Raw genomic sequence first — 17,616 nt, 5'->3', positions numbered from 1 at the left:
CAAAATCGCCCACGGGCTTGCATTTGATGGAGACGTGTGGTTTTGGTTCGACTACTTTGGAACTGTTTTTCAGAGGCTCGACGACCTGATACACTCCGTCGGCGAGATTCAAGGTTCGGAGCCGACAAGGTTCCTTGACGAAACATCGGGACGTATTTTTTCACTTGGAAGATAAGGAGCTGAACATGCGGCATGTTGTCCGATCCGTGGAAGGATTTCGTCTGGCCGGGCTTGGGACGGTATTGGCCATTCCAGTGATTGCCGTGGGCTTGCATCTGGCCCAGGTTTCGACCTGGACGATCCTGGGCGTGGTGATCGCCGGATGCGTGTTGATCGGGCTGTTGATGTGGGGTTTTCTTTCAGGGCTGACCGCTGTGCTGCGAAGCAATCGGACATGCGCCTTGGCCATCGTCGCGGGAAATTATCGTCAACTGCCCGAGCAGGTTTCGGATTCCGGGCTGCTTGGGCAAAGCCAGGAAGGCCTGCGAGACATGCTGACCCATCTCAAGCATGAACTCAGCCTGTCCAAGGGCGTGATGCGCAGCATGGTCACGCCCTTCGTGGTCACGGATACCAACGAAGTCTTCATTTACGGTAATCAAGGACTGATCAGGATGCTGGAGCACGAAGGCAAGCCCGAGGACTACTACGGGCAGGACGTCTCCATGTTTTTTTACGGTGAAAAGCGGCAGACGGTGTTGGGGATTGCCATGAAGGAGAATCGTTCCATCAGCAAAGAGGTGGAGTTCACCGGGCGCAAGGGCGGTAAGCGGAACATCCACATCGACGCCGCGCCGTTGTTCGATATCGAAGGCCAACTGATGGGCGCTCTGTGCATTTATACGGACTTGTCCGACATCCGAGCCTCCGAGGCCAAATTGTGCGAACGGAACGATATCATTTCCTCCGCGGCCGGCAAGGCCACCGGGGTGTCCAAGTCGTTGGCCGCGGCCGCCGCGGGCCTGGCCGCTCAGGTGGATGAGGCCAGGCACGGCGCGGAGGAGCAGCGTTCCCGGACCGCGGAAACGGCAACGGCCATGGAGGAAATGAACGCCACGGTCTTGGAGGTGGCCAGAAACGCCTCCAGTGCCGCCGAGGCGTCGGATCAGGCCAGGGGCAAGGCCGTGGAGGGGGCCAAGGTTGTCGGCGAGTCCGTGGCGGCCATCACCAAGGTTCAGTCACAGTCTTCGGAAGTGCGGTCCAGTTTGGGCCAGCTCGGCCAGCAGGCCGAACAGATCGGACGGATCATGAACGTGATCGAGGACATCGCGGATCAGACCAATTTACTGGCTTTGAACGCGGCCATCGAGGCGGCTCGGGCCGGGGACGCCGGGCGCGGGTTCGCCGTGGTGGCCGACGAGGTCCGCAAGCTGGCCGAGAAGACCATGAACGCCACCAAGGAAGTGGGCGACGCCATTTCAGCCATTCAGCAGGGCACTCGGGACAGCATCACGAGCATGGATCAAGCCGTGGGAGCCATCGAGCACGCCACCTCCCAGGTTAACCTCTCCGGGCGGTCTCTTCAGGAGATCCTCGGCTTGGCGGAGCAGGCCGCGGACCAGGTCCGCTCCATCGCCACGGCGGCGGAACAGCAGTCCGCCACCAGCGAGGAAATCAATCGCGGGGTGGACGAGATCAACCGGATCGCCTCGGAAACCAGCGAGGTGATGAACCAGTCCGCCCAAAGCGTTTCCCAGATGGCGGGCATGGCCGTGGAATTGAATACGATCATCGCCGAAATGCGCGCCCAGGCCCCGGAAGAATGCACGCCGACATGATTCGCCGGTATTTTGAGAAGGTGTGAGATGGCGTAATTACTGAGCTCATCCGAGTAGAAGCGACCTGGATAGCGGTAACGCGCCCGCCTTCGTAGGGTATGATTGACTCGGAGGTGGCACTGAAAAACAAGTCATTCCCGCGAAGGCGGGAATCCAGATCATGCTTGCCACAAGTTTTTCAGAAGATACGAAAAAAGCCCTCCGAAGGTTACTTCAGAGGGCTTTGTTTTTCAGTGGTGGGCGGTCGGGGATTTGAACCCCGGACTTCCACCGTGTGAAGATGGCACTCTAACCACTGAGTTAACCGCCCGCGTTCCTCTTTATGTGAAACCCTCTCCGTTGGCAAGATTTTTTTTGCCATGCTTGCATGTTGTTTCTCTCGCTTGGATCGTCGACTCCGGGGCAACTGGACTTGGGTGGGGGATGGGCATACGATGCTAAGCGATTTTCACCTACTTGCAGGAGAGGAAAAGCTTATGTTGTTGATTGAGGATCTTCGGGTTTCCATTGACGGCCAGGAAGTGCTCAAGGGCGTCAGCCTGGAAATCAAGGAAGGGGAGACGTTCATTCTGTTCGGCCCCAACGGTTCGGGCAAGACGTCCTTGCTGATGACGTTGATGGGCTTCGCGAACTATACGGTCACGGGCGGGAAAATCACCTTCCGGGGGCACGACATCACCCATGCCCCGATTTACGAGCGAGCCAGGCTGGGCATCGGCATGTCCTTTCAGCGGCCACCGACGATTCACGGCTTGAAGACGCGCCACCTCGTGAGCATGTGCGCCCACCATCGCGAACGGGATGTGGACGTGGAAGCCCTGGCCCGCAAGGTCAATTTCGATCAGTTTTTGGAACGGGACATCAACGCCGGGTTTTCCGGCGGAGAGATCAAGCGTTCCGAGTTGCTGCAACTGATGGCCCAGAAGCCCTCCCTGTTGCTGTTCGACGAGCCGGAATCCGGGGTGGATCTGGAAAACATGGCCCTGATCGGGAACACGGTGCGGGAACTGCTCAACGGCTCCCAGGAGCCCAAGCCGAACCAGAGCATGAAGGATCTCCGAGCCAAACGGGAGACCTCGGGGCTGATCATCACCCATACCGGATACATTCTGGACTACGTTCACGCGGACCGGGGCCAGGTGCTCCATAAGGGCGTACTGTGTTGCCAGGCCAACCCACGCGTGATTTTGGAACATATTGGAAAATTCGGCTACAAGGAGTGCGTACGATGTCTGAATTAGCCAAGCCCCAAGGGGGCTCTCAAGGCATTCCCGGGGCCGACGTCTCCAGGTTCGCGTTTTCCGGGAAGGGCTCGGGAATCGCGGACATCCGGTCCCTGAGTCCGGAGGACAGGGAGCGCCTGCTCATGTCCGGCGTGGACCTGGATCTGGCTGGCCGAGGCGGTTCGTATCTCCAGGTGGACGATAAGAGCGTCCACTGCGACACTTGCGATCCCAACGTGGAAATCCTGGACATCACCGAGGCGCTACGGCGCTACGACGGTTTGCCGGAGTATTTTTGGAACGCGGTGAAACCGGATCAGGACGACTTCACGCGGATGGCCGCCCGTGAGCAGCTGCAAGGCGGTTATTTCATGCGGGCCAAGGCCGGGATGAAGATCGCGGAGCCGGTTCAGTCCTGTCTGTTCATCAAGGGCGAGGCCGTGGCCCAGAACGTCCACAACATCATTGTCGTGGAAGAGGGCGCGGAGCTGCACGTGATCACCGGCTGCGCCACGGCCCACGACCGGCAGTCAGCGCTGCATCTGGGCATTTCCGAGTTCTACGTGAAAAAGGGCGGCAAGCTGACCTTCACCATGATTCACAACTGGGGCGAGAAAGTCATGGTCCGGCCGCGCACCGTGGGCGTGGTGGAGGAGGACGGCGAGTTCCAGAGCAATTACGTCCTGCTCAAGCCCGTAGAGTCGGTGCAGTCTTATCCGTCCATTTATTTGAACGGTCCCAGGGCCGTGGCCCGGTTCAACTCGGTGATCGTCGCCCCCACCGGCTCGCTGGTGGACACGGGTAATCGGATCTACCTGAACGCCCCGGACACCCGTGGAGAGATCATTTCCCGGACCATCACCACCGGGGGCAAGATCATCGCCCGGGGACACATCATCGGCAGCCACGTCCCGGCCAAGGGGCATCTGGAATGCAAGGGGCTGATCCTGGGCAACGGGATCATTCACGCCATTCCGGAACTGGAAGGCACGGTTTCCGGCGTGGAACTGTCCCACGAAGCGGCGGTGGGCAAGATCGCCCAGGAGGAAATCGAATACCTGATGGCCCGAGGCCTGGACGAGGACGAAGCCACGTCCACCATTGTCCGCGGCTTTCTGAACGTGGAGATCATGGGCCTGCCTGAAAAGCTGCGCCGGACCATCGACAAGACGATTCAGGAGTCGGAAAAAGACATGTTCTAGACGGGAGCGAGGAAATGCCCGGTTTCAAGGCGCACCTGTTCGGAGGTGCGCTTTTTTTTGGTTTGGTTCTGGCAACGGTGCTCTGGCTGGGCGTGTACCAGCCGGATCAGCAAACCCTGCTGTTTTTGGCTCTGATCGCGTTGCTCAGCGCCCTGTTTCCGGACGTGGATACGGACTCCAAGGGCCGCGTGCTGTTCTACGGGGCCTTGTTGTTGGTCTACCTCGTGCTGATGATCCAGGGGCGGTTCCGGCTGGCCGCGGTGCTGGGATTCTGCGCCCTGCTCCCAGCCGTGGGGCACCATCGGGGCTGGACCCACAGTTGGTGGGCCATGCTCCTGGTTCCCCTGCCGATCATCATCCTGCCCATGGTCTTCTACGAGCGCTCTTTCGCCTCGGTCCTGCCCTTCTACCTCGCCTCGGTCACCGGGTACTGCTCACATCTGGTCTTGGACAGAACATTCTGATTCGAGCGACTACGAACTTTCCTGCAATCGAGATTCGATCAAGTCCCGGGCCCGGCGGGCGAGCTGCGTGACTTCGGGCTTGGATATCTGGTCGTCCGCCCCCACGGCTTCGCCTTTGTGCCGCAATTTGTCCGTGATCAGCGATGAGAACAGAATGACCGGCAATCGACCCAGGTCCGGGTCGTCCTTGATTTTTCTACACAGCGTCAGACCGTCCATGGTGGGCATTTCGATGTCCGTGATCACGATCTGAACATAATCGGTCAGCTGCCGGCCCTGTTCCTTGGCGGCGTGGTTCAGCTTCTGGAGGCGGTCCCAGAGTTCCTGGCCGTGAAAGGCCGTTTCTACGGTGAAGCCGGCTTTTTCCAGAAGGTCGCGGAGCATGTTCCGGATCAATGACGAGTCGTCGGCGATCAAAGCTTTCATGGCCTTGCCCCGGTGGGCTTCGAAGTCCAGATCCAGGTGCAACGCCATGGAGGGATTCAGTTCGGCCACGATTTTTTCCAGGTCCAGCACGAAGACGATCCGGCCTTCCAGATTGATCACGCCGGTGATGCAGTCCGAACTGAAGCTGGCCAGATACGCCCCCGGCGACATGACTTCTTCCCAGTTGATCCGATGGATGCGGTTGACCCCGGAAACCAGGAACGCCGTGACTACGCCGTTAAACTCGGTGACGATAACCTTGCCTTCCTCTTCGCCCTCCGCTGGGGGGGCCTTGGTCTTGCCGAGCCAGACGCTGAGATCCACCAGCGGAATAATCGAGGAGCGAAGGTTGAACGCGCCCAGCACCGAAGGGTCGGACAGCTGCGGCATTTCGGTGACTTTGGGCATGCGGATGATTTCCAGCACTTTGGCCACGTTTACCGCGTAGTGTCCATGGTAGGCCTCCGTCTGGCCGGGGGGCTGCTCCAGCAGGGTGAACTCTACGACTTCGAGTTCGTTGGTTCCGGCTTCCAACAGAATATTGGTCTGGCTCACGGTGTTCTCCCTCTAGAGGTTGGATCAATGGTGGACGATTTGGGCGTTACATGGTTTCCAAGCGTTGGACAACCGCCTGGATGACGTTTTTGGGCGTGGAGGCACCGGCGGTGATACCGATGGCGTTCAGGCCCCGAAGCTGGTCAAGGGGCAGCTCGTCCGCGATTTCCACGTGATAACACGGGATGCCGGCCTGTTCGGCCACCTGGACCAGCCGCCGGGTATTGCCGCTCTCGCGTCCGCCGACCACGACCATGGCCTGAACCTGTTCGGCGATGACACGGGCTTCTTCCTGGCGATTCATGGTCGCCGCGCAAATGGTGTCCAGGACCGGAATGTCCGGGTCGAGCCGTCGGCGCAGCAGGTCGGCCATCCGGGCGTACAGTTCCTGGTCCTGGGTGGTTTGGGCCGCGAGAAAGCAGGGGCCGAGCCGGTCTTGAAGCAGTTCTTCAAGTCCTGCCTCCGAGTCCACGACGTAGGCTCCGTTGTCGGCATAACTGAGCAGGCCACGCACTTCCGGGTGGTCCGCTTCTCCAAGCAGGATCATCAATCGCCCTTTGGCCGCTTGTTTGGCGATGAGCACCTGGGCCTTCTTGACTTTGGGGCAGGTGGCGTCGATCAGGTCCACGCCTCTGTTTTGCAGAGTGGTTTCGATATTGCGGGGAATGCCGTGGGCCCGGATGACCACGGTCTGGCCCGGGGTCAGAGCTTCCGGGTCGTTCACCTGGGACACGCCCCGGGCTGCGTACTCCTGGAGCACCTGGGGGTTGTGGATGATCGGGCCGAGGGTGCAGACCTCGGATTTCCGATCCGGGCCGTGAAGCAGGGAGTCCAGTTTGCGCAGGGCCATGTCCACGCCCATGCAAAAGCCGGCGGTTTGGGCCAAGATGATGTTCATGATGCGTCCTCATTGGGGAGGTCGGTCGTTTCGTTGAGCACGACCGTGAGTTCGTCGAGCAGGTCTTCAAGCTGCGTCCAGGATTCGATTCGGGTCAGTTGGGTGCGAAGGTGTTTGGCTCCGGGGAACTGGCGCAGATAGCGCGGGGCGATGGTGCGCATGGCCAAAAGGGCGCGGCGGTCGTCCTGGTGTGTCCTGGCCAGTTCCATGTGCCGCCGGACGATGCCCAGGCTGTAGATCGGGGTGGCGTGAAAGGGCCGCCCGTCCGGTCCCAGTGACAAAAACTTGCGGAAAATTGCCGGGTCCCACAACGCTCCGCGGGCGAACATCACGCCGTTGACCCCGGTTTGCCTGAGGCAGCGCCACGCGTCCTCGGCCGTGAACAGATCGCCGCTGGCAATGATCGGCACGGTGACGTGCTCTCGCAACCGGGCCAACCGATCCCAATCCGCGCGCCCGGAAAAACCCTGGGCAGCCCAGCGTGGATGCAGGGTCAGCCAAGCCACGCCGAGGTCTTCCAGTCTCTTGGCCAGGTCCGGCAGAACGTCCTCTCCTGGTCGCCATCCCAGGCGCAGTTTCACGCCCACCCGGCCTTCCCCGGCCTTGGCGATCATGGTCGCGACGATGCGGGTCAGGGTCTCCGGTTCGCGAAGCAGCGCGGCTCCGCTGCCGGTCTTGGTCACCTTGGGCACGGAACAGCCGGCGTTGAGGTCGAAATAGCGTGCGCCTCGCTCCAGAAGGAGGTCCATGGCTCGGCCCAAGGTCTGGGCGTCCGGACCGTAGACCTGGACAACCAGTGGGTGATCCTCGGCATTGGTGGTCAGGATGCGCTCCGTGGCCATGTTGTTGAAGATCAGGCCCTTGGCGCTGACCATTTCCGTACAGGCCGCTGCGCACCCCTGCTCCCGGCAAAGCAGGCGAAAGGACAGGTCCGAGAAGCCGGCCAGCGGGGCCAGCCAGGGTTGCTCCGGAGCTATGGGCAAAGGTGGATGTGGCGGTGAAGTGGGATGGGTCATACTTTGATGTGCAGCCGAGGGCGCCCCGCGGTCGAGGCGAGCAGCAAGCGCGGCAGGAGGCCGGAATGGTTGTCCGGGGGCAGGGGCCTGACGCCCTGAAAAAAAAGCGCGCCGGACTCGAGGCGGGAAAAGGCCCGCTGGAGCCAGTCCGAGACCGAGGCGATGGTTCGCGACGGGAGTGCTTTCAGGTCCAGGTGCAGGGCCCAGACAAGTTGAGGGCCCAGCTGAGGGCCAAGTTGAGAGTCCGGGTGAGGACCTAAGTGAGGGTTGGGCAGCACGAAATGGATCTCCATTTGCCCCAGGGTCGGATGCGTGCAGGTGAACACGGCTTGCGGGGCGGATGTTCCGGAGGCCCTTTGTCCGGGATGGACCGGGGCCCCGCCCAGGAGCAGCCCGGCCCCGCGCACCCGGTCGGACAGCCAGGGCAGGGCGAAGAACCGGCCGATCCCCCTGGCGGCCAGTTCCGTGTTGATCGGCTCCAGGGCCGCGTTCAGGCGGTGGAGGACCTGGCGTGCTTCGGGATGTTGGTTCAGGAGTTTCCGCCAGGCAGCCAGGCGAGCGGCCAGGCAACGGGTCCAGTCTTGTGCCGTGTTTGGGGTTTCGTTTTGGGCCTGAGACTGGGCTTGTTCGCGATGGTCATTCCCCGGCGTAACGGACGACCAGAGTGAGGCCAGCGAGGCTTCCAGACGGTTCTGCTCAGTCCAGAGGCGTTGCAGCAGGGGAAAGGTTCCGGGCAGGCCGGAGGGCGACAACTCTTGCAGGATGATGTCCGGGAAGAGCTGCTTGACCAGAAAATGCAGGCGGGTGCCGACTTCGGGCCGCGAGGCCATACTGGCCAGCAGTTTGGTCCCTTGAAAATTTACCCAGCCGATGCCGGGAGCGTCCCAACCCAGAAACGTGCCGGAGATCCGTTCGCCGACCCGATTGTCGGCGCGAAAGCGTTCCACCCGTTCAGGCGTCGCGTGGAACGGGGAGGTTGGAGCGCCCCAACGCCTCATGCTGATCCGCCCTGTTCCAGAATCAGTTCGACTTCATCGGTGCTCAGGCCCGTGGATTGGGCCAGGGATTTAATGGACCGGCCCTTACGGTGCCCGGAGAGGATGACTTGGCGCAGAAATTGGGGGGACTGGGCGAGACCTTCGGCCTGCTGGAGCAGGTTGCGAAGCTGTTTTTCCCGTTCAGCGAGCTGCGTCTCCAGGTGCAGCAGTTCGGTTTGCCGCTCGGCGAAATTGTTCAGAAACTGCTGCTCCAGGTCTACGCTTTTTTCGATCTTGCCCAGGAACTCGTTCTGACTTTTTTGCAGCTGGGCCAGGAGTTGCTCGGAACGGCGCAGGCGAAAAAAGAACGTGACCACCCCGGCCAGAAGGGCCACTTCCAGCAGGCTCAAGACGAGTATGATCCAGTATGAGATGTGCATGGTCCCTGACCGTAAAAAAACGACGTTTCAACCGCCTGCGTCCATATTCAAATTTTGAGGTTCACGATCTGCCCGGACCAGGGGTCTTTTCCCGCCGCGGGCTCTTCTTCCGGCTTTCCTTGACGTCGATGATCCCGACGGGGTTGGCGACCGCCCCGCCCCTGGTCCTGTTCATCTTCCGGACGGACATGAAAGGATTCCTCGGTCTTCTTTACTTCCGGGATTCGCTCCCGTTCCTTTTTCAAGGCCTCCTGCATCAGACTTCCGGCCAAGGCCTGCTGCATGAACGGCCGATCCTGCTCGGCTTGGATCATCTTGCCGACCTTGGGCAGCAGGGAAAGGAGCACGGGAAGCTGAACCTGTTGGACCATTTTATCGCACCAGATACTCCTCGATCAGGATGTCGGTCAGTGGGCTGCTCAGGTGCTGGTTCATGACCGACATCAGGTCCGCCTTCAGCGCATCGGCGGCATCCTCGCGCTTGATTTCGGGAATCGGGCGGTTGTTTAAAAAGTAATAAACCGCATCCCGAAGAATGATCTCCTTGCGCTGGACTTCCACGTAGCTCGTCGAGCCTTCCATGCTCAGGGTCAGGTGCAAGGTGAGAAACGCGACATCCTCACCCTGGGTGTAGGCGACCCAGAACGGCATGAGGTCGACGGTGTATTCCTCGGGTTTGGGTTCGGGCGCGGGTTGGGGTTGCTGGAGCGGTTCCGGTTCAGGGAGTGCCGGTTCCGGGGGCGGCGGCGGCCGCGTAAGCCAGAAAGCCAGACCGGCCAGCAAAAGCGCCACGACGACCCCGCCGATGATCAGAGCCAGGCGGTACGACTTTCCGGATTGAGGTTCGTCCTCGATCTTTTCAGCATCCGGTGCTTCGGGCTTGGCCTCCTCTTCTGGGGGCGCTTCTTCTTCAATGTCGTCAAGAAACGGAGCATCGTCCAGGTCCAGGGTGACCTTCTGAGTTGCCTGGGTCGACTTCGGCTCAAGCTCGAGGATCTCCTCATCCCGTTCCAAGGGATTGACTTCATTGGGCGGCGGTGCCGGGGGAGTGGCCATGGACGATGCCTTTTGCTGGTCCTCGTTGGGTTTTCAAGGCTGTTGCCGAGGTTCGATGTTCATGTCCGGAATGGAGGCGCCCGGGCTCCATCCTCCCTCTTTCGGACGCGCCCGATCAACTAAAAAGGAGCACGAAGCCCGGTGGGCCGTGAAGGGAATGGAATACGGGATGTTATGCAAAAATCTTGTCGATCTTCTGACCGAGGGTCTCCGGGGTGAACGGCTTGACGATATAGTTGGAAACCTTGGCCTGGACCGCCTCGATGATGTTCTCCTGAAGGCCCTCGGCGGTGACCATCAGAAAGGGGACGTCGGCGTATTCCTCACTGGCCCGGACTTTGCGCAGCAGTTCGATGCCGGTCATCTTGGGCATGTTCCAGTCGGAAATCACGAAGTCGATCCGTTCCTTGTTCAGGACTTCCCAGGCCGTGGTCCCGTCGTCGGCCTCGACGATGTTCGTGAATCCCAACTGGCGTAGAATATTCTTGATGATCCGCCGCATCGTCGAGAAGTCGTCGACGACGAGAACGCGCATGTTTTTGTCGTAACCCATCAGGCTTGTCTCCTTGTTTTCTTTTGGTGAGGGGTGGATGCTTGGAGCTTGGCGAACTTGTCCCGGAGTTTGCCCAGGGCCTGGGAGTGCAATTGGGAAACCCGGCCCTCGGTAATGTTCATCACCAGGGCCGTCTCCCGCATGTTCAACTCGTCGGCGTAGTACAGGGAAAGGACCATCTGCTCCCTAGAGGTCAATTCATCGATAAGTTCCGCAAGTTTGTCAATCAGTTGTTGGTGCAGAGTATGGGAGAAAGGGTCGTTTTTCGTGGTGCTCGTGGAACGAAGGAGATGGTCCTCCAGACCGTCCAGGCTGATACAGATTTGATTTTGCAGAGCTTCCAGGCCTTCCTGGACTTCCTTGGCGCTCAGGCCGGTCATGGCTTGGAGTTCTTCGGCGGTGGGGACGCGACCGGAGTGTTGCTCCACCTTGCGTACGCTTTCTTCCAAGAGCCGGACCCGTTGGCGCAACCCGCGGGTGAACCAGTCCATGCGCCGGAGCTCGTCCAGCATGGCCCCCTTGATTCTGTTTTCCGCATAGGTCTCGAACTTGATGCCCATGTGTACCTGGAATTTCTCCAGGGCTTCGATCAGGCCGAGGCTGCCGGCGCTGAGCAGTTCTCCCAGCTCGATATGCTGGGGGAGCTTGGCCTTCATGCGCAGGGCGATGATTTTTATCTTCGGGGCATAGTGCGCGACAATGGCCCCTCGGACCTCGGGGCCGGCGGTGCTCCACGCCAACTGACCGTCTTCATAGCGCTGCCAGTGGTCAGTTGTTGAAGAGGAGTTTTTTCCAGAAGAATTTGATATTGCCATCGGTTTTGGCTGTTTGCGGCCAGGCCAGGATGTTTTCGGCGATTTTATTCACGGCCTGGGCCGCCGCCGAGGACGGAACGGCATGGCAGAACGGCACCTGGCGGGTAACGGACTGTCTGACCGTCGGGTCCTGAGGCAGCGAACCGATCAGGTCCAGGGAAACGCCGTCCAGAAATTTGTCGCAGGCCGCGGTCAGTCGCTGGAAGGTCTGCTTGGCCTGCTTCGGGTCCGCGGCCATGTTCACGACCACTCGAAACCTGTGTACGCCGTGTTTGTTGTGCAGGACCTTGATCGTCGCGTAGGCGTCGGTCAAGGCAGTGGGTTCGGGGGTCAGAACCAGAATCCGCTCCTGTACGGCCAGATTGAAGTACATGACATTATCCCCGATCCCGGCCCCGGTGTCCACGATCAGGATGTCCGTCTCCTGGCCCAAGGGCTCCAGGGCTTCGATCAGCTCCAGCTTTTGGCCGGTGGACAGCTTGAGCATTTCCGGCACGCCGGAGGAGGCCGGGAGAATGGAAAATCCGTACTCCGTCCGAACCAGTACTTGCTCCAGTTTTTTTTCATCGTAGACGAGGTGGAAGATGTTGTATTCCGGGGCCAGGCCCAACAGAATATCCACATTGGCCAGCCCCAGGTCCGCGTCCATCAGCAGGACGCGCTTGCCCTTCCGCTGGAGGGCGTAGGCCAAATTCACGGAGAGGTTGGTTTTGCCCACCCCGCCTTTGCCGGAAGTTACGGAGAGAACTAGGGGGTTGTGCTCGTTCGTGCGCGTCATGGTTTCCTCGCGAATACGTGAAGTTCGTCGTCAGTGCAAAGGTCTTTCCGCCCCGCCTCCGATGGTGGTGGGCAGCCGGTGGGTGAAGACCAGTTTCCAGAGGTTCTGGTGATCCGCCGGGGCCAGGCTGGAATTCAGCGACGTGCCGTAGGACAGGGCGGATACGGGAAGTCGGGTGGAATAGCCGATGTTCACCAGCGAACCGTAGGTTTCCGCCTCATCCAGCTTGGTCCAGATCAGGCTGGACAGGGCCGGGACCTGAAATTTTTCAATAAAGCGCTGGAGGATCGTGTTGGAATAATGGGGGCTGAGGACCAAATGCACGGCGCAGTTGCCCTTCAGGGAGATTTCCTTGTCCATCAGCCAGGCGTCGAGATGCTCCCCCGCCGGCAGGCCGGGGAGGTCGATGAAGACCATGTCGTAGGCTTCGCGGAGCAGGCGTCGCCAATCCTCGGGGGAGCGCAGATCCACGAAGGGAAACTCTCCCAACTCCGCGTAATGCTGTAGCAACAAACGGCCCTTGCCGTGGTGCTGGTCCGCGTTGGCCAGGGCGATCCTGCGGTTGGGGAATTCCCGGCGCAGGTTCAGGGCCAGGCGTAACAGCGACGAGGTTTTGCCCGAACCGTGCGGGCCGACGAAGGCGTGCAGCTTTTCCGGCCAGTGCAGACCGGTCCAGGGTTTGACGGCCACGATGGACCGCAGCTCCTCCAGGATGGACTTTTCCGGTGCGTTTTTCATGGCCCGCCATAGGTGCATGGCCACCTCGGGCAGGACTTCCTCCCGCTCCAGGTATTCCAGGGCTTGGCGCTGGCGGGGAGAGAGCAGGTTGTAGTCCGCCTGGGGCTTGAGGACGCTGAACAGGTGCTCCTTGAGGCACGTCCACTCCTGGTGCATCTGCTTCCAGCCAGGATAGCCACTCCCGGAAGGGGCGGTGATATCCGGCTGTTCCGGATTCTTGAGCCGGTTTCCCGCTGTCGGCGGCTCCAGGGCGGCCATGATTTCGCAGCAGGGCCGACCGTTCTCCGTTCCGTTCTGGGTGCTGAGAATGACCGCGTCCGGCCCCAGTTCGGCGCGGATCTGCTTGAGCACGGTCCGCGTGTCCGGCCCGCGAAAGGTCTTAACCTGCATTGGCCATCCTCACCGTTGCTGCGGACTGGAGGTTGATCCCCGCGGGAATTTCGGCCTGGGAAATGATGGGCAGTGTGGGGATGAAGCGGGTGATGAGTTGGGCGAGGTGTGAGCGCAGACTGGGCGTGGTCAGCACCACGGGTTGGCCCTCGGAGACCATGGCCTGCTCCATGGCCGACTGGAGCCCCTGGATCAGTTTCTGGCCGTGGCCGGGGTCGATGTTCAGGTAGGTCCCCTGTTCGGTCTTACGCAGGTTCTCCTGAAGCAGGCGCTCCCAGTCCTGGTCCAGAATGATCACGGCCAGGTTGCTTCCTCCTGCCAGGTAGGGCTTGACGATGGTCCGGGCCATGCGTCCGCGGACGTATTCCGTGAGCAGGTCCGGGTCCTTGATGGATGGCCCGAAGTCGGCCAGGGTTTCCACGATGGTCAGCATGTCCCGAATGGAAACCTGTTCGCGGACCAGGTTCTGCAGCACCCGCTGCACGGTTCCCAGGGGCATGATCCCCGGGACCAGCTCTTCCACTGCCTTTGGGGCGCGCTTGGCCAGATTGTCCAAGAGGGACTGGATTTCCTGACGACCCAGGAACTCGTGCAGGTTGCGGCGGAAGACCTCGGTGACATGGGTGGCGATGACCGTGGAAGGATCCACCACGGTGTACCCGGCGAGCATGGCCTCGTCTTTCTGCTTGTCCGGGATCCACAGGGCCGGCAGGTTGAAGGCCGGTTCCCGGGTTTCCACGCCCTGGATGCGGTGTTTGGCGTCTCCGGGGTCCATGGCCAGGAAGTGGTCGATGAGAATTTCCGCGGAGGCCACCTGATTGCCTTTGATCATGATTACGTACTGGCCGGGCTTGAGCTGCAAGTTGTCGCGCAGATGCAGCGAGGGAATGATCACGCCCATATCCAGGGCGAATTGACGGCGAATGGAGCGGATGCGGGCCAGCAGGTTGCCGTTTTGGTCCTCGTCCACCAGGGGGATCAGGCCGTAGCCCACTTCCAGTTCCAGGGCGTCCAGGGGCAGTAATGCCTGAACTTCTTCCGGGGTATCCAGGCTGGGAGTCTTGGGTTTTTGCGACTCCTCGGCGAGCTTCTCGGCCTCGGCATGGCCGCGGCCGGCAATGTGGGATATGCCGAAAAGCATGCCGGCGAATACGAGAAACATAAAGGTCGGCATTCCCGGGACCAATCCCAGAACCAGGAGGATCGCGGATACCAGACGCAGAGCCTTGGAGTGCAGGGTCAACTGGCCGATGAATTCCTGGCCCATGTCCGCTTCCGCGGCGGCCCGGCTGACGATGATGCCGGCGGAGGTGGAAATGATCAGCGAGGGAATCTGGGCCACCAAGCCGTCGCCGATGGTCAGGATGGTGAAGGTGGCCCCGGCGTCGCCCCAGGCCATGCCGTGCTGAAAAACGCCGATGAACAGGCCGCCGACAATATTGACGGCGGTGATGATCATACCGGCTTTGACGTCCCCGGAGACGAATTTTGCCGCGCCGTCCATGGCTCCGTAAAAGTCCGCTTCCTTCCGAATTTTTTCTCGGGAAAGCTTCGCCTCGGTCTCATCGATCAGTCCGGCGTTCAAGTCCGCCTCAATGGCCATCTGTTTGCCGGGCATGGCGTCCAGGGTGAACCGGGCCGCGACTTCGGCGATGCGCGTGGTGCCGGTGGTGATGACCATTTTATTCAGAATGAAGATGACCAGAAAGATGATCACGCCGATAACATAGTTTCCGCCGACCACGAACTGGCCGAAGGCCTCGATCACCTTGCCGGCCGCTCCGGGGCCTTGGTCGCCGTTGAGCAGGATCAGACGGGTGGAAGCCACGTTCAGGGCCAGTCGGAGCAGGGTGGTCACCAGGAGCAGGGAGGGAAAGATCGAAAATTCTAGGGGAGAGCGCATGTACATGGCCGAAAGCAGCACCACGAATCCCAGGGAGATGCTCAGGGTGAGCATGGCGTCCAGGATGATCGTGGGCATGGGGATAAGCATCACGAACAGAATGGTCACCACGCCGCCGGCCAGGAAGATGTTCCCGTATCCGGAGAAACGGGAGTAGTCGATATTGCTGAGGCTGATCGCGGCTTGAGCCATGGTTTTGACGCTCGTCCTTTAGGGCAGGATGCTCTGTTTGCGGTAATCTTTAAGCATGTTGCGAGTGGAACTCGTCGGATTCTCTTTGCCCGGCGATTACCTGCGCCGGAATTTTGGCAACTGGGCCAGGATGGAGGCCACGGCCTGGAACAGTTCCTCGGGGATCATCCGGCCGACCTCAACGCTTTTATACAAGGCCTGTGCCAGGGGCTTGTTCTCCCGGATGGGGATGTTGTGCTCCTGGGCGATCTCCCGGATTTTCGCGGCCATGAAGTCCGCTCCCTTGGCCAGGACCATGGGCGACGGGGCCTCCAGCGGGTTGTAGCGTAGGGCTATGGCCAGGTGGGTCGGGTTGGTGATGACCACGTCGGCTTTGGGCACGCTCTCCATCATCCGCTTTTGCATCACGGCCATCATTTTTTGACGCTGCTTGTTCTTGATGGCTTGATCGCCTTCGGCCTGCTTCCGTTCGTCCTTGACCTCGTCTTTGGTCATTTTCAGGTTTTCCTCGTAATCCCAGCGGGTGTAGGCCAAATCCGCGATGGCGATGATCAGCATGGGTATCAGGGCGTAGATGACCATTTTCGCGCCGGTGATCAGCATGTAGCTGGCTACGGTCAGTGCGTCCTGATAAAAGAGAGGAATGAAATTCGGGGATTCCATTTTCAGTACAAGGTAAGGTGCGAACCCCACGACAATGACCATGAACAGGCTGCGCAGCAGGCGGACCACGGTCTGGGTGCTGATGAATAGTCGCTTTATACCAGCGACGATATTGAGTTTTTTCCAAAAGTTGGACAGTTCGAAGACCTTCAAGGTCCAGAGATGGCCGACTTGCAGGCGCACGGTCAGGAACGCCACCAGCGCACAGGTGAACATCACCGGCAGGACCATCACCGCGATACGCCAGGAGACCGTCTGGAAGAGCAAGTAGACGGTTTCCGGGGTGAATTCAGTGAGTAGATTTTGGCTGAACGTCCAGACGAAAAGGTCGTTCATCTGGTTGACCATGATTTGGATCATGAACAGCAGGGCGAGAAAGCCTCCCAGCAGCACCGTGACCTTGGGCAACTCCTGACTTTTGGGGACATTGCCCTTTTCCCTGGCCTTGTCGCGCTGTTTCGGGGTGGCTTCTTCGGTTCTACTCGGATCGCTCTGGGGCATGGTCCGGCCTTTAGCTCCTCTTCGTTTAGTCTATGTTGCGTGAAGCAACGCGGGAAACGCTCAGCGTCCGCTGAGCATGACGCCCTGGAACATGGAGCCGAGCATCAGAATGAAGTCCTGCACGTAGAGCCCCATGATTGTGAACATGGTGCCGAGAAACAGAAATCCCACGGCGATTTTCAGGGGAAAGCCGACGAAGATCACGTTCATCTGCGGCGCGGCCTTGGCCACCAGGCCCAGGGCCAGGTCGATCAGAAACAGGGCCACCATCACCGGGCTGGCAATCTTGACCGCCAGGATGAATATCTGGCTGGAAAAGCGGATCATTTGTTCAGATAGTGCCGGCGTGAGCAACAGCCCGCCCGGAGGAACAAGAGTGAAGCTGTGGGTCAGGGCGTGGAGCAGATGCAGGTGCCCGTTGAGGCTTAGAAAAATGAGCAGGGAGGTCATGTACAGGAAGTGGGCGGTCACGGCCATGCTGACCCCGGAACTGGGGTCCACGACACTGACCATGGCAAAGCCCATCTGAAAGCCGATCAACTGCCCGCCGGTCTGGATGGCGGCGAACAGCACCCGAACGATCAGCCCCAGGGCTAGCCCCAAGATCAGTTCGCCCAGGATCATCAAGGCGATCATGATGGGGTGGGCCGGGAAATAGTCCGCTGAAAACGCCAGGTGCGGCCAAAGCCCCAGGGCCAGGACCAAACACAAGGCCGCCTTTGCCGGCAGGGGAATGTTTTCCCCGCCGAAAAACGGCAGCATGAAGACGATCAGGCTGATTCGGAACAGCGTCAGAAAAAAGCTGAGATAAATCCTGGGATCAAAGGAGAACAGGTCCATTGCCGGAGCGAAGCAAGTTTTGGACCATCGATTCGCTTCGTTCTTGATGAGCCGATAAAACGGCGTCGCTTCCATGGCGAGAATTTCATGGTCGGGATTTCTTTGCCAGGAGACAGGGAGATCGATATGAATTACATTCTTTCCATTCGAGCGTGGTTATCGTGGTCATCGTGGCCAGGGACCATGCCATTGTCGGGGGGCCGGTTCT

At 60.1% G+C, this 17,616-nt stretch carries 18 protein-coding genes and 1 tRNA gene; 4 read left to right on the top strand and 15 right to left on the bottom strand.

The genetic code is table 11. The annotated features are described in order from the left end of the window. Positions 1 to 185: 185 nt before the first annotated feature. Entirely contained in the window at positions 186 to 1,778 is a 1,593-nt protein-coding gene (locus DESLA_RS19895) for a methyl-accepting chemotaxis protein (RefSeq protein ID WP_051434578.1), read from the top strand. Positions 1,779 to 2,012: 234 nt separating this feature from the next. Here DESLA_RS19895 and DESLA_RS0110100 read toward each other — a convergent pair. Beyond that, positions 2,013 to 2,088: transfer RNA gene (locus DESLA_RS0110100), tRNA-Val, on the bottom strand. Positions 2,089 to 2,254: 166 nt separating this feature from the next. Between DESLA_RS0110100 and DESLA_RS0110095 the strand changes: the two genes are divergently transcribed. From DESLA_RS0110095 to DESLA_RS0110085, 3 genes are read left to right on the top strand one after another with little or no spacing between them, the layout of a single operon-like run. Continuing rightward, on the top strand, positions 2,255 to 3,019 hold the full coding sequence (locus DESLA_RS0110095; RefSeq protein ID WP_028572351.1) for an ABC transporter ATP-binding protein: 765 nt from the start codon (positions 2,255 to 2,257) through the stop codon (positions 3,017 to 3,019). Beyond that, positions 3,007 to 4,203, top strand: a complete 1,197-nt coding sequence (locus DESLA_RS0110090) for a SufB/SufD family protein (protein WP_051434577.1) — start codon at positions 3,007 to 3,009, stop codon at positions 4,201 to 4,203. The genes DESLA_RS0110095 and DESLA_RS0110090 overlap by 13 nt, the downstream gene beginning before the upstream one ends. Before the next feature lie 14 nt (positions 4,204 to 4,217). Further along, positions 4,218 to 4,667 carry a metal-dependent hydrolase gene (locus DESLA_RS0110085; protein WP_028572349.1) on the top strand — a complete coding sequence of 150 codons (450 nt, stop codon included), beginning with the start codon at positions 4,218 to 4,220 and terminating at the stop codon, positions 4,665 to 4,667. A 9-nt stretch (positions 4,668 to 4,676) separates the two neighbouring features. On the opposite strand, the gene DESLA_RS0110080 is transcribed toward DESLA_RS0110085, so the two are convergent. The 14 genes from DESLA_RS0110080 to fliR all read right to left on the bottom strand — a co-directional run bounded on the left by DESLA_RS0110080 (position 4,677) and on the right by fliR (position 17,408). Beyond that, on the bottom strand, positions 4,677 to 5,648 hold the full coding sequence (locus tag DESLA_RS0110080; protein ID WP_028572348.1) for a chemotaxis protein: 972 nt from the start codon (positions 5,646 to 5,648) through the stop codon (positions 4,677 to 4,679). A gap of 46 nt (positions 5,649 to 5,694) precedes the next feature. Continuing rightward, a complete protein-coding gene (ispH, locus tag DESLA_RS0110075) occupies positions 5,695 to 6,546 on the bottom strand; it encodes a 4-hydroxy-3-methylbut-2-enyl diphosphate reductase (protein WP_028572347.1) in 852 nt (283 codons plus the stop codon). After that, positions 6,543 to 7,562, bottom strand: a complete 1,020-nt coding sequence (locus DESLA_RS19890) for a tRNA dihydrouridine synthase (RefSeq protein WP_035261671.1) — start codon at positions 7,560 to 7,562, stop codon at positions 6,543 to 6,545. The genes ispH and DESLA_RS19890 overlap by 4 nt, the downstream gene beginning before the upstream one ends. Then, positions 7,559 to 8,560, bottom strand: coding sequence for a hypothetical protein (locus tag DESLA_RS0110065; RefSeq protein ID WP_028572346.1), 1,002 nt, complete (start codon positions 8,558 to 8,560; stop codon positions 7,559 to 7,561). Before DESLA_RS0110065 ends, DESLA_RS19890 begins: the two co-directional genes overlap by 4 nt. After that, positions 8,557 to 8,979 carry a hypothetical protein gene (locus DESLA_RS0110060; protein WP_028572345.1) on the bottom strand — a complete coding sequence of 141 codons (423 nt, stop codon included), beginning with the start codon at positions 8,977 to 8,979 and terminating at the stop codon, positions 8,557 to 8,559. Before DESLA_RS0110060 ends, DESLA_RS0110065 begins: the two co-directional genes overlap by 4 nt. Positions 8,980 to 9,026: 47 nt before the next feature. Next, a complete protein-coding gene (locus DESLA_RS0110055) occupies positions 9,027 to 9,350 on the bottom strand; it encodes a hypothetical protein (protein ID WP_028572344.1) in 324 nt (107 codons plus the stop codon). Between the two features lies 1 nt (position 9,351). Continuing rightward, a complete protein-coding gene (locus DESLA_RS0110050) occupies positions 9,352 to 10,035 on the bottom strand; it encodes a flagellar basal body-associated FliL family protein (RefSeq protein ID WP_028572343.1) in 684 nt (227 codons plus the stop codon). Positions 10,036 to 10,207: 172 nt separating this feature from the next. Then, entirely contained in the window at positions 10,208 to 10,588 is a 381-nt protein-coding gene (locus DESLA_RS0110045) for a chemotaxis response regulator CheY (protein ID WP_028572342.1), read from the bottom strand. Next, positions 10,588 to 11,403 (bottom strand): FliA/WhiG family RNA polymerase sigma factor, encoded by an 816-nt coding sequence (locus DESLA_RS19885; protein WP_051434576.1) that lies wholly within the window; start codon positions 11,401 to 11,403, stop codon positions 10,588 to 10,590. The genes DESLA_RS0110045 and DESLA_RS19885 overlap by 1 nt, the downstream gene beginning before the upstream one ends. Beyond that, positions 11,357 to 12,181 (bottom strand): MinD/ParA family protein, encoded by an 825-nt coding sequence (locus tag DESLA_RS0110035; protein ID WP_028572341.1) that lies wholly within the window; start codon positions 12,179 to 12,181, stop codon positions 11,357 to 11,359. The genes DESLA_RS19885 and DESLA_RS0110035 overlap by 47 nt, the downstream gene beginning before the upstream one ends. A 30-nt stretch (positions 12,182 to 12,211) precedes the next feature. Next, the gene (locus DESLA_RS0110030; protein WP_028572340.1) at positions 12,212 to 13,309 is read right to left on the bottom strand and encodes a flagellar biosynthesis protein FlhF; all 1,098 of its coding nucleotides are present in this window, start codon (positions 13,307 to 13,309) and stop codon (positions 12,212 to 12,214) included. Continuing rightward, on the bottom strand, positions 13,299 to 15,404 hold the full coding sequence (flhA, locus tag DESLA_RS0110025) for a flagellar biosynthesis protein FlhA (RefSeq protein ID WP_028572339.1): 2,106 nt from the start codon (positions 15,402 to 15,404) through the stop codon (positions 13,299 to 13,301). Before flhA ends, DESLA_RS0110030 begins: the two co-directional genes overlap by 11 nt. 96 nt (positions 15,405 to 15,500) lie before the next feature. Then, positions 15,501 to 16,568 carry a flagellar biosynthesis protein FlhB gene (flhB, locus tag DESLA_RS0110020; RefSeq protein WP_028572338.1) on the bottom strand — a complete coding sequence of 356 codons (1,068 nt, stop codon included), beginning with the start codon at positions 16,566 to 16,568 and terminating at the stop codon, positions 15,501 to 15,503. 60 nt (positions 16,569 to 16,628) lie between these two features. Further along, positions 16,629 to 17,408, bottom strand: coding sequence for a flagellar biosynthetic protein FliR (gene fliR, locus DESLA_RS0110015; RefSeq protein WP_028572337.1), 780 nt, complete (start codon positions 17,406 to 17,408; stop codon positions 16,629 to 16,631). Between the last annotated feature and the right edge of the window lie 208 nt (positions 17,409 to 17,616).

It is taken from the genome of Desulfonatronum lacustre DSM 10312 (assembly GCF_000519265.1).
Lineage (GTDB): Bacteria > Desulfobacterota > Desulfovibrionia > Desulfovibrionales > Desulfonatronaceae > Desulfonatronum > Desulfonatronum lacustre.
The sequence above is the reverse complement of the archived record's forward strand: the minus strand, read 5'-3'. Positions and strand labels throughout refer to the sequence as shown.

What these genes read in the sequence shown, in the direction of transcription:
- DESLA_RS19895 (WP_051434578.1), top strand. Translation starts at nt 186, where the DNA reads ATGCGGCATGTTGTCCGATCCGTGGAAGGATTTCGTCTGGCCGGGCTT.
- DESLA_RS0110095 (WP_028572351.1), top strand. Translation starts at nt 2,255, where the DNA reads ATGTTGTTGATTGAGGATCTTCGGGTTTCCATTGACGGCCAGGAAGTG.
- DESLA_RS0110090 (WP_051434577.1), top strand. Translation starts at nt 3,007, where the DNA reads ATGTCTGAATTAGCCAAGCCCCAAGGGGGCTCTCAAGGCATTCCCGGG.
- DESLA_RS0110085 (WP_028572349.1), top strand. Translation starts at nt 4,218, where the DNA reads ATGCCCGGTTTCAAGGCGCACCTGTTCGGAGGTGCGCTTTTTTTTGGT.
- ispH (WP_028572347.1), bottom strand. Translation starts at nt 6,546, where the DNA reads ATGAACATCATCTTGGCCCAAACCGCCGGCTTTTGCATGGGCGTGGAC.
- DESLA_RS19890 (WP_035261671.1), bottom strand. Translation starts at nt 7,562, where the DNA reads ATGACCCATCCCACTTCACCGCCACATCCACCTTTGCCCATAGCTCCG.
- DESLA_RS0110065 (WP_028572346.1), bottom strand. Translation starts at nt 8,560, where the DNA reads ATGAGGCGTTGGGGCGCTCCAACCTCCCCGTTCCACGCGACGCCTGAA.
- DESLA_RS0110060 (WP_028572345.1), bottom strand. Translation starts at nt 8,979, where the DNA reads ATGCACATCTCATACTGGATCATACTCGTCTTGAGCCTGCTGGAAGTG.
- DESLA_RS0110055 (WP_028572344.1), bottom strand. Translation starts at nt 9,350, where the DNA reads ATGGTCCAACAGGTTCAGCTTCCCGTGCTCCTTTCCCTGCTGCCCAAG.
- DESLA_RS0110050 (WP_028572343.1), bottom strand. Translation starts at nt 10,035, where the DNA reads ATGGCCACTCCCCCGGCACCGCCGCCCAATGAAGTCAATCCCTTGGAA.
- DESLA_RS0110045 (WP_028572342.1), bottom strand. Translation starts at nt 10,588, where the DNA reads ATGGGTTACGACAAAAACATGCGCGTTCTCGTCGTCGACGACTTCTCG.
- DESLA_RS19885 (WP_051434576.1), bottom strand. Translation starts at nt 11,403, where the DNA reads ATGGCAATATCAAATTCTTCTGGAAAAAACTCCTCTTCAACAACTGAC.
- DESLA_RS0110035 (WP_028572341.1), bottom strand. Translation starts at nt 12,181, where the DNA reads ATGACGCGCACGAACGAGCACAACCCCCTAGTTCTCTCCGTAACTTCC.
- DESLA_RS0110030 (WP_028572340.1), bottom strand. Translation starts at nt 13,309, where the DNA reads ATGCAGGTTAAGACCTTTCGCGGGCCGGACACGCGGACCGTGCTCAAG.
- flhA (WP_028572339.1), bottom strand. Translation starts at nt 15,404, where the DNA reads ATGGCTCAAGCCGCGATCAGCCTCAGCAATATCGACTACTCCCGTTTC.
- flhB (WP_028572338.1), bottom strand. Translation starts at nt 16,568, where the DNA reads ATGCCCCAGAGCGATCCGAGTAGAACCGAAGAAGCCACCCCGAAACAG.
- fliR (WP_028572337.1), bottom strand. Translation starts at nt 17,408, where the DNA reads ATGGACCTGTTCTCCTTTGATCCCAGGATTTATCTCAGCTTTTTTCTG.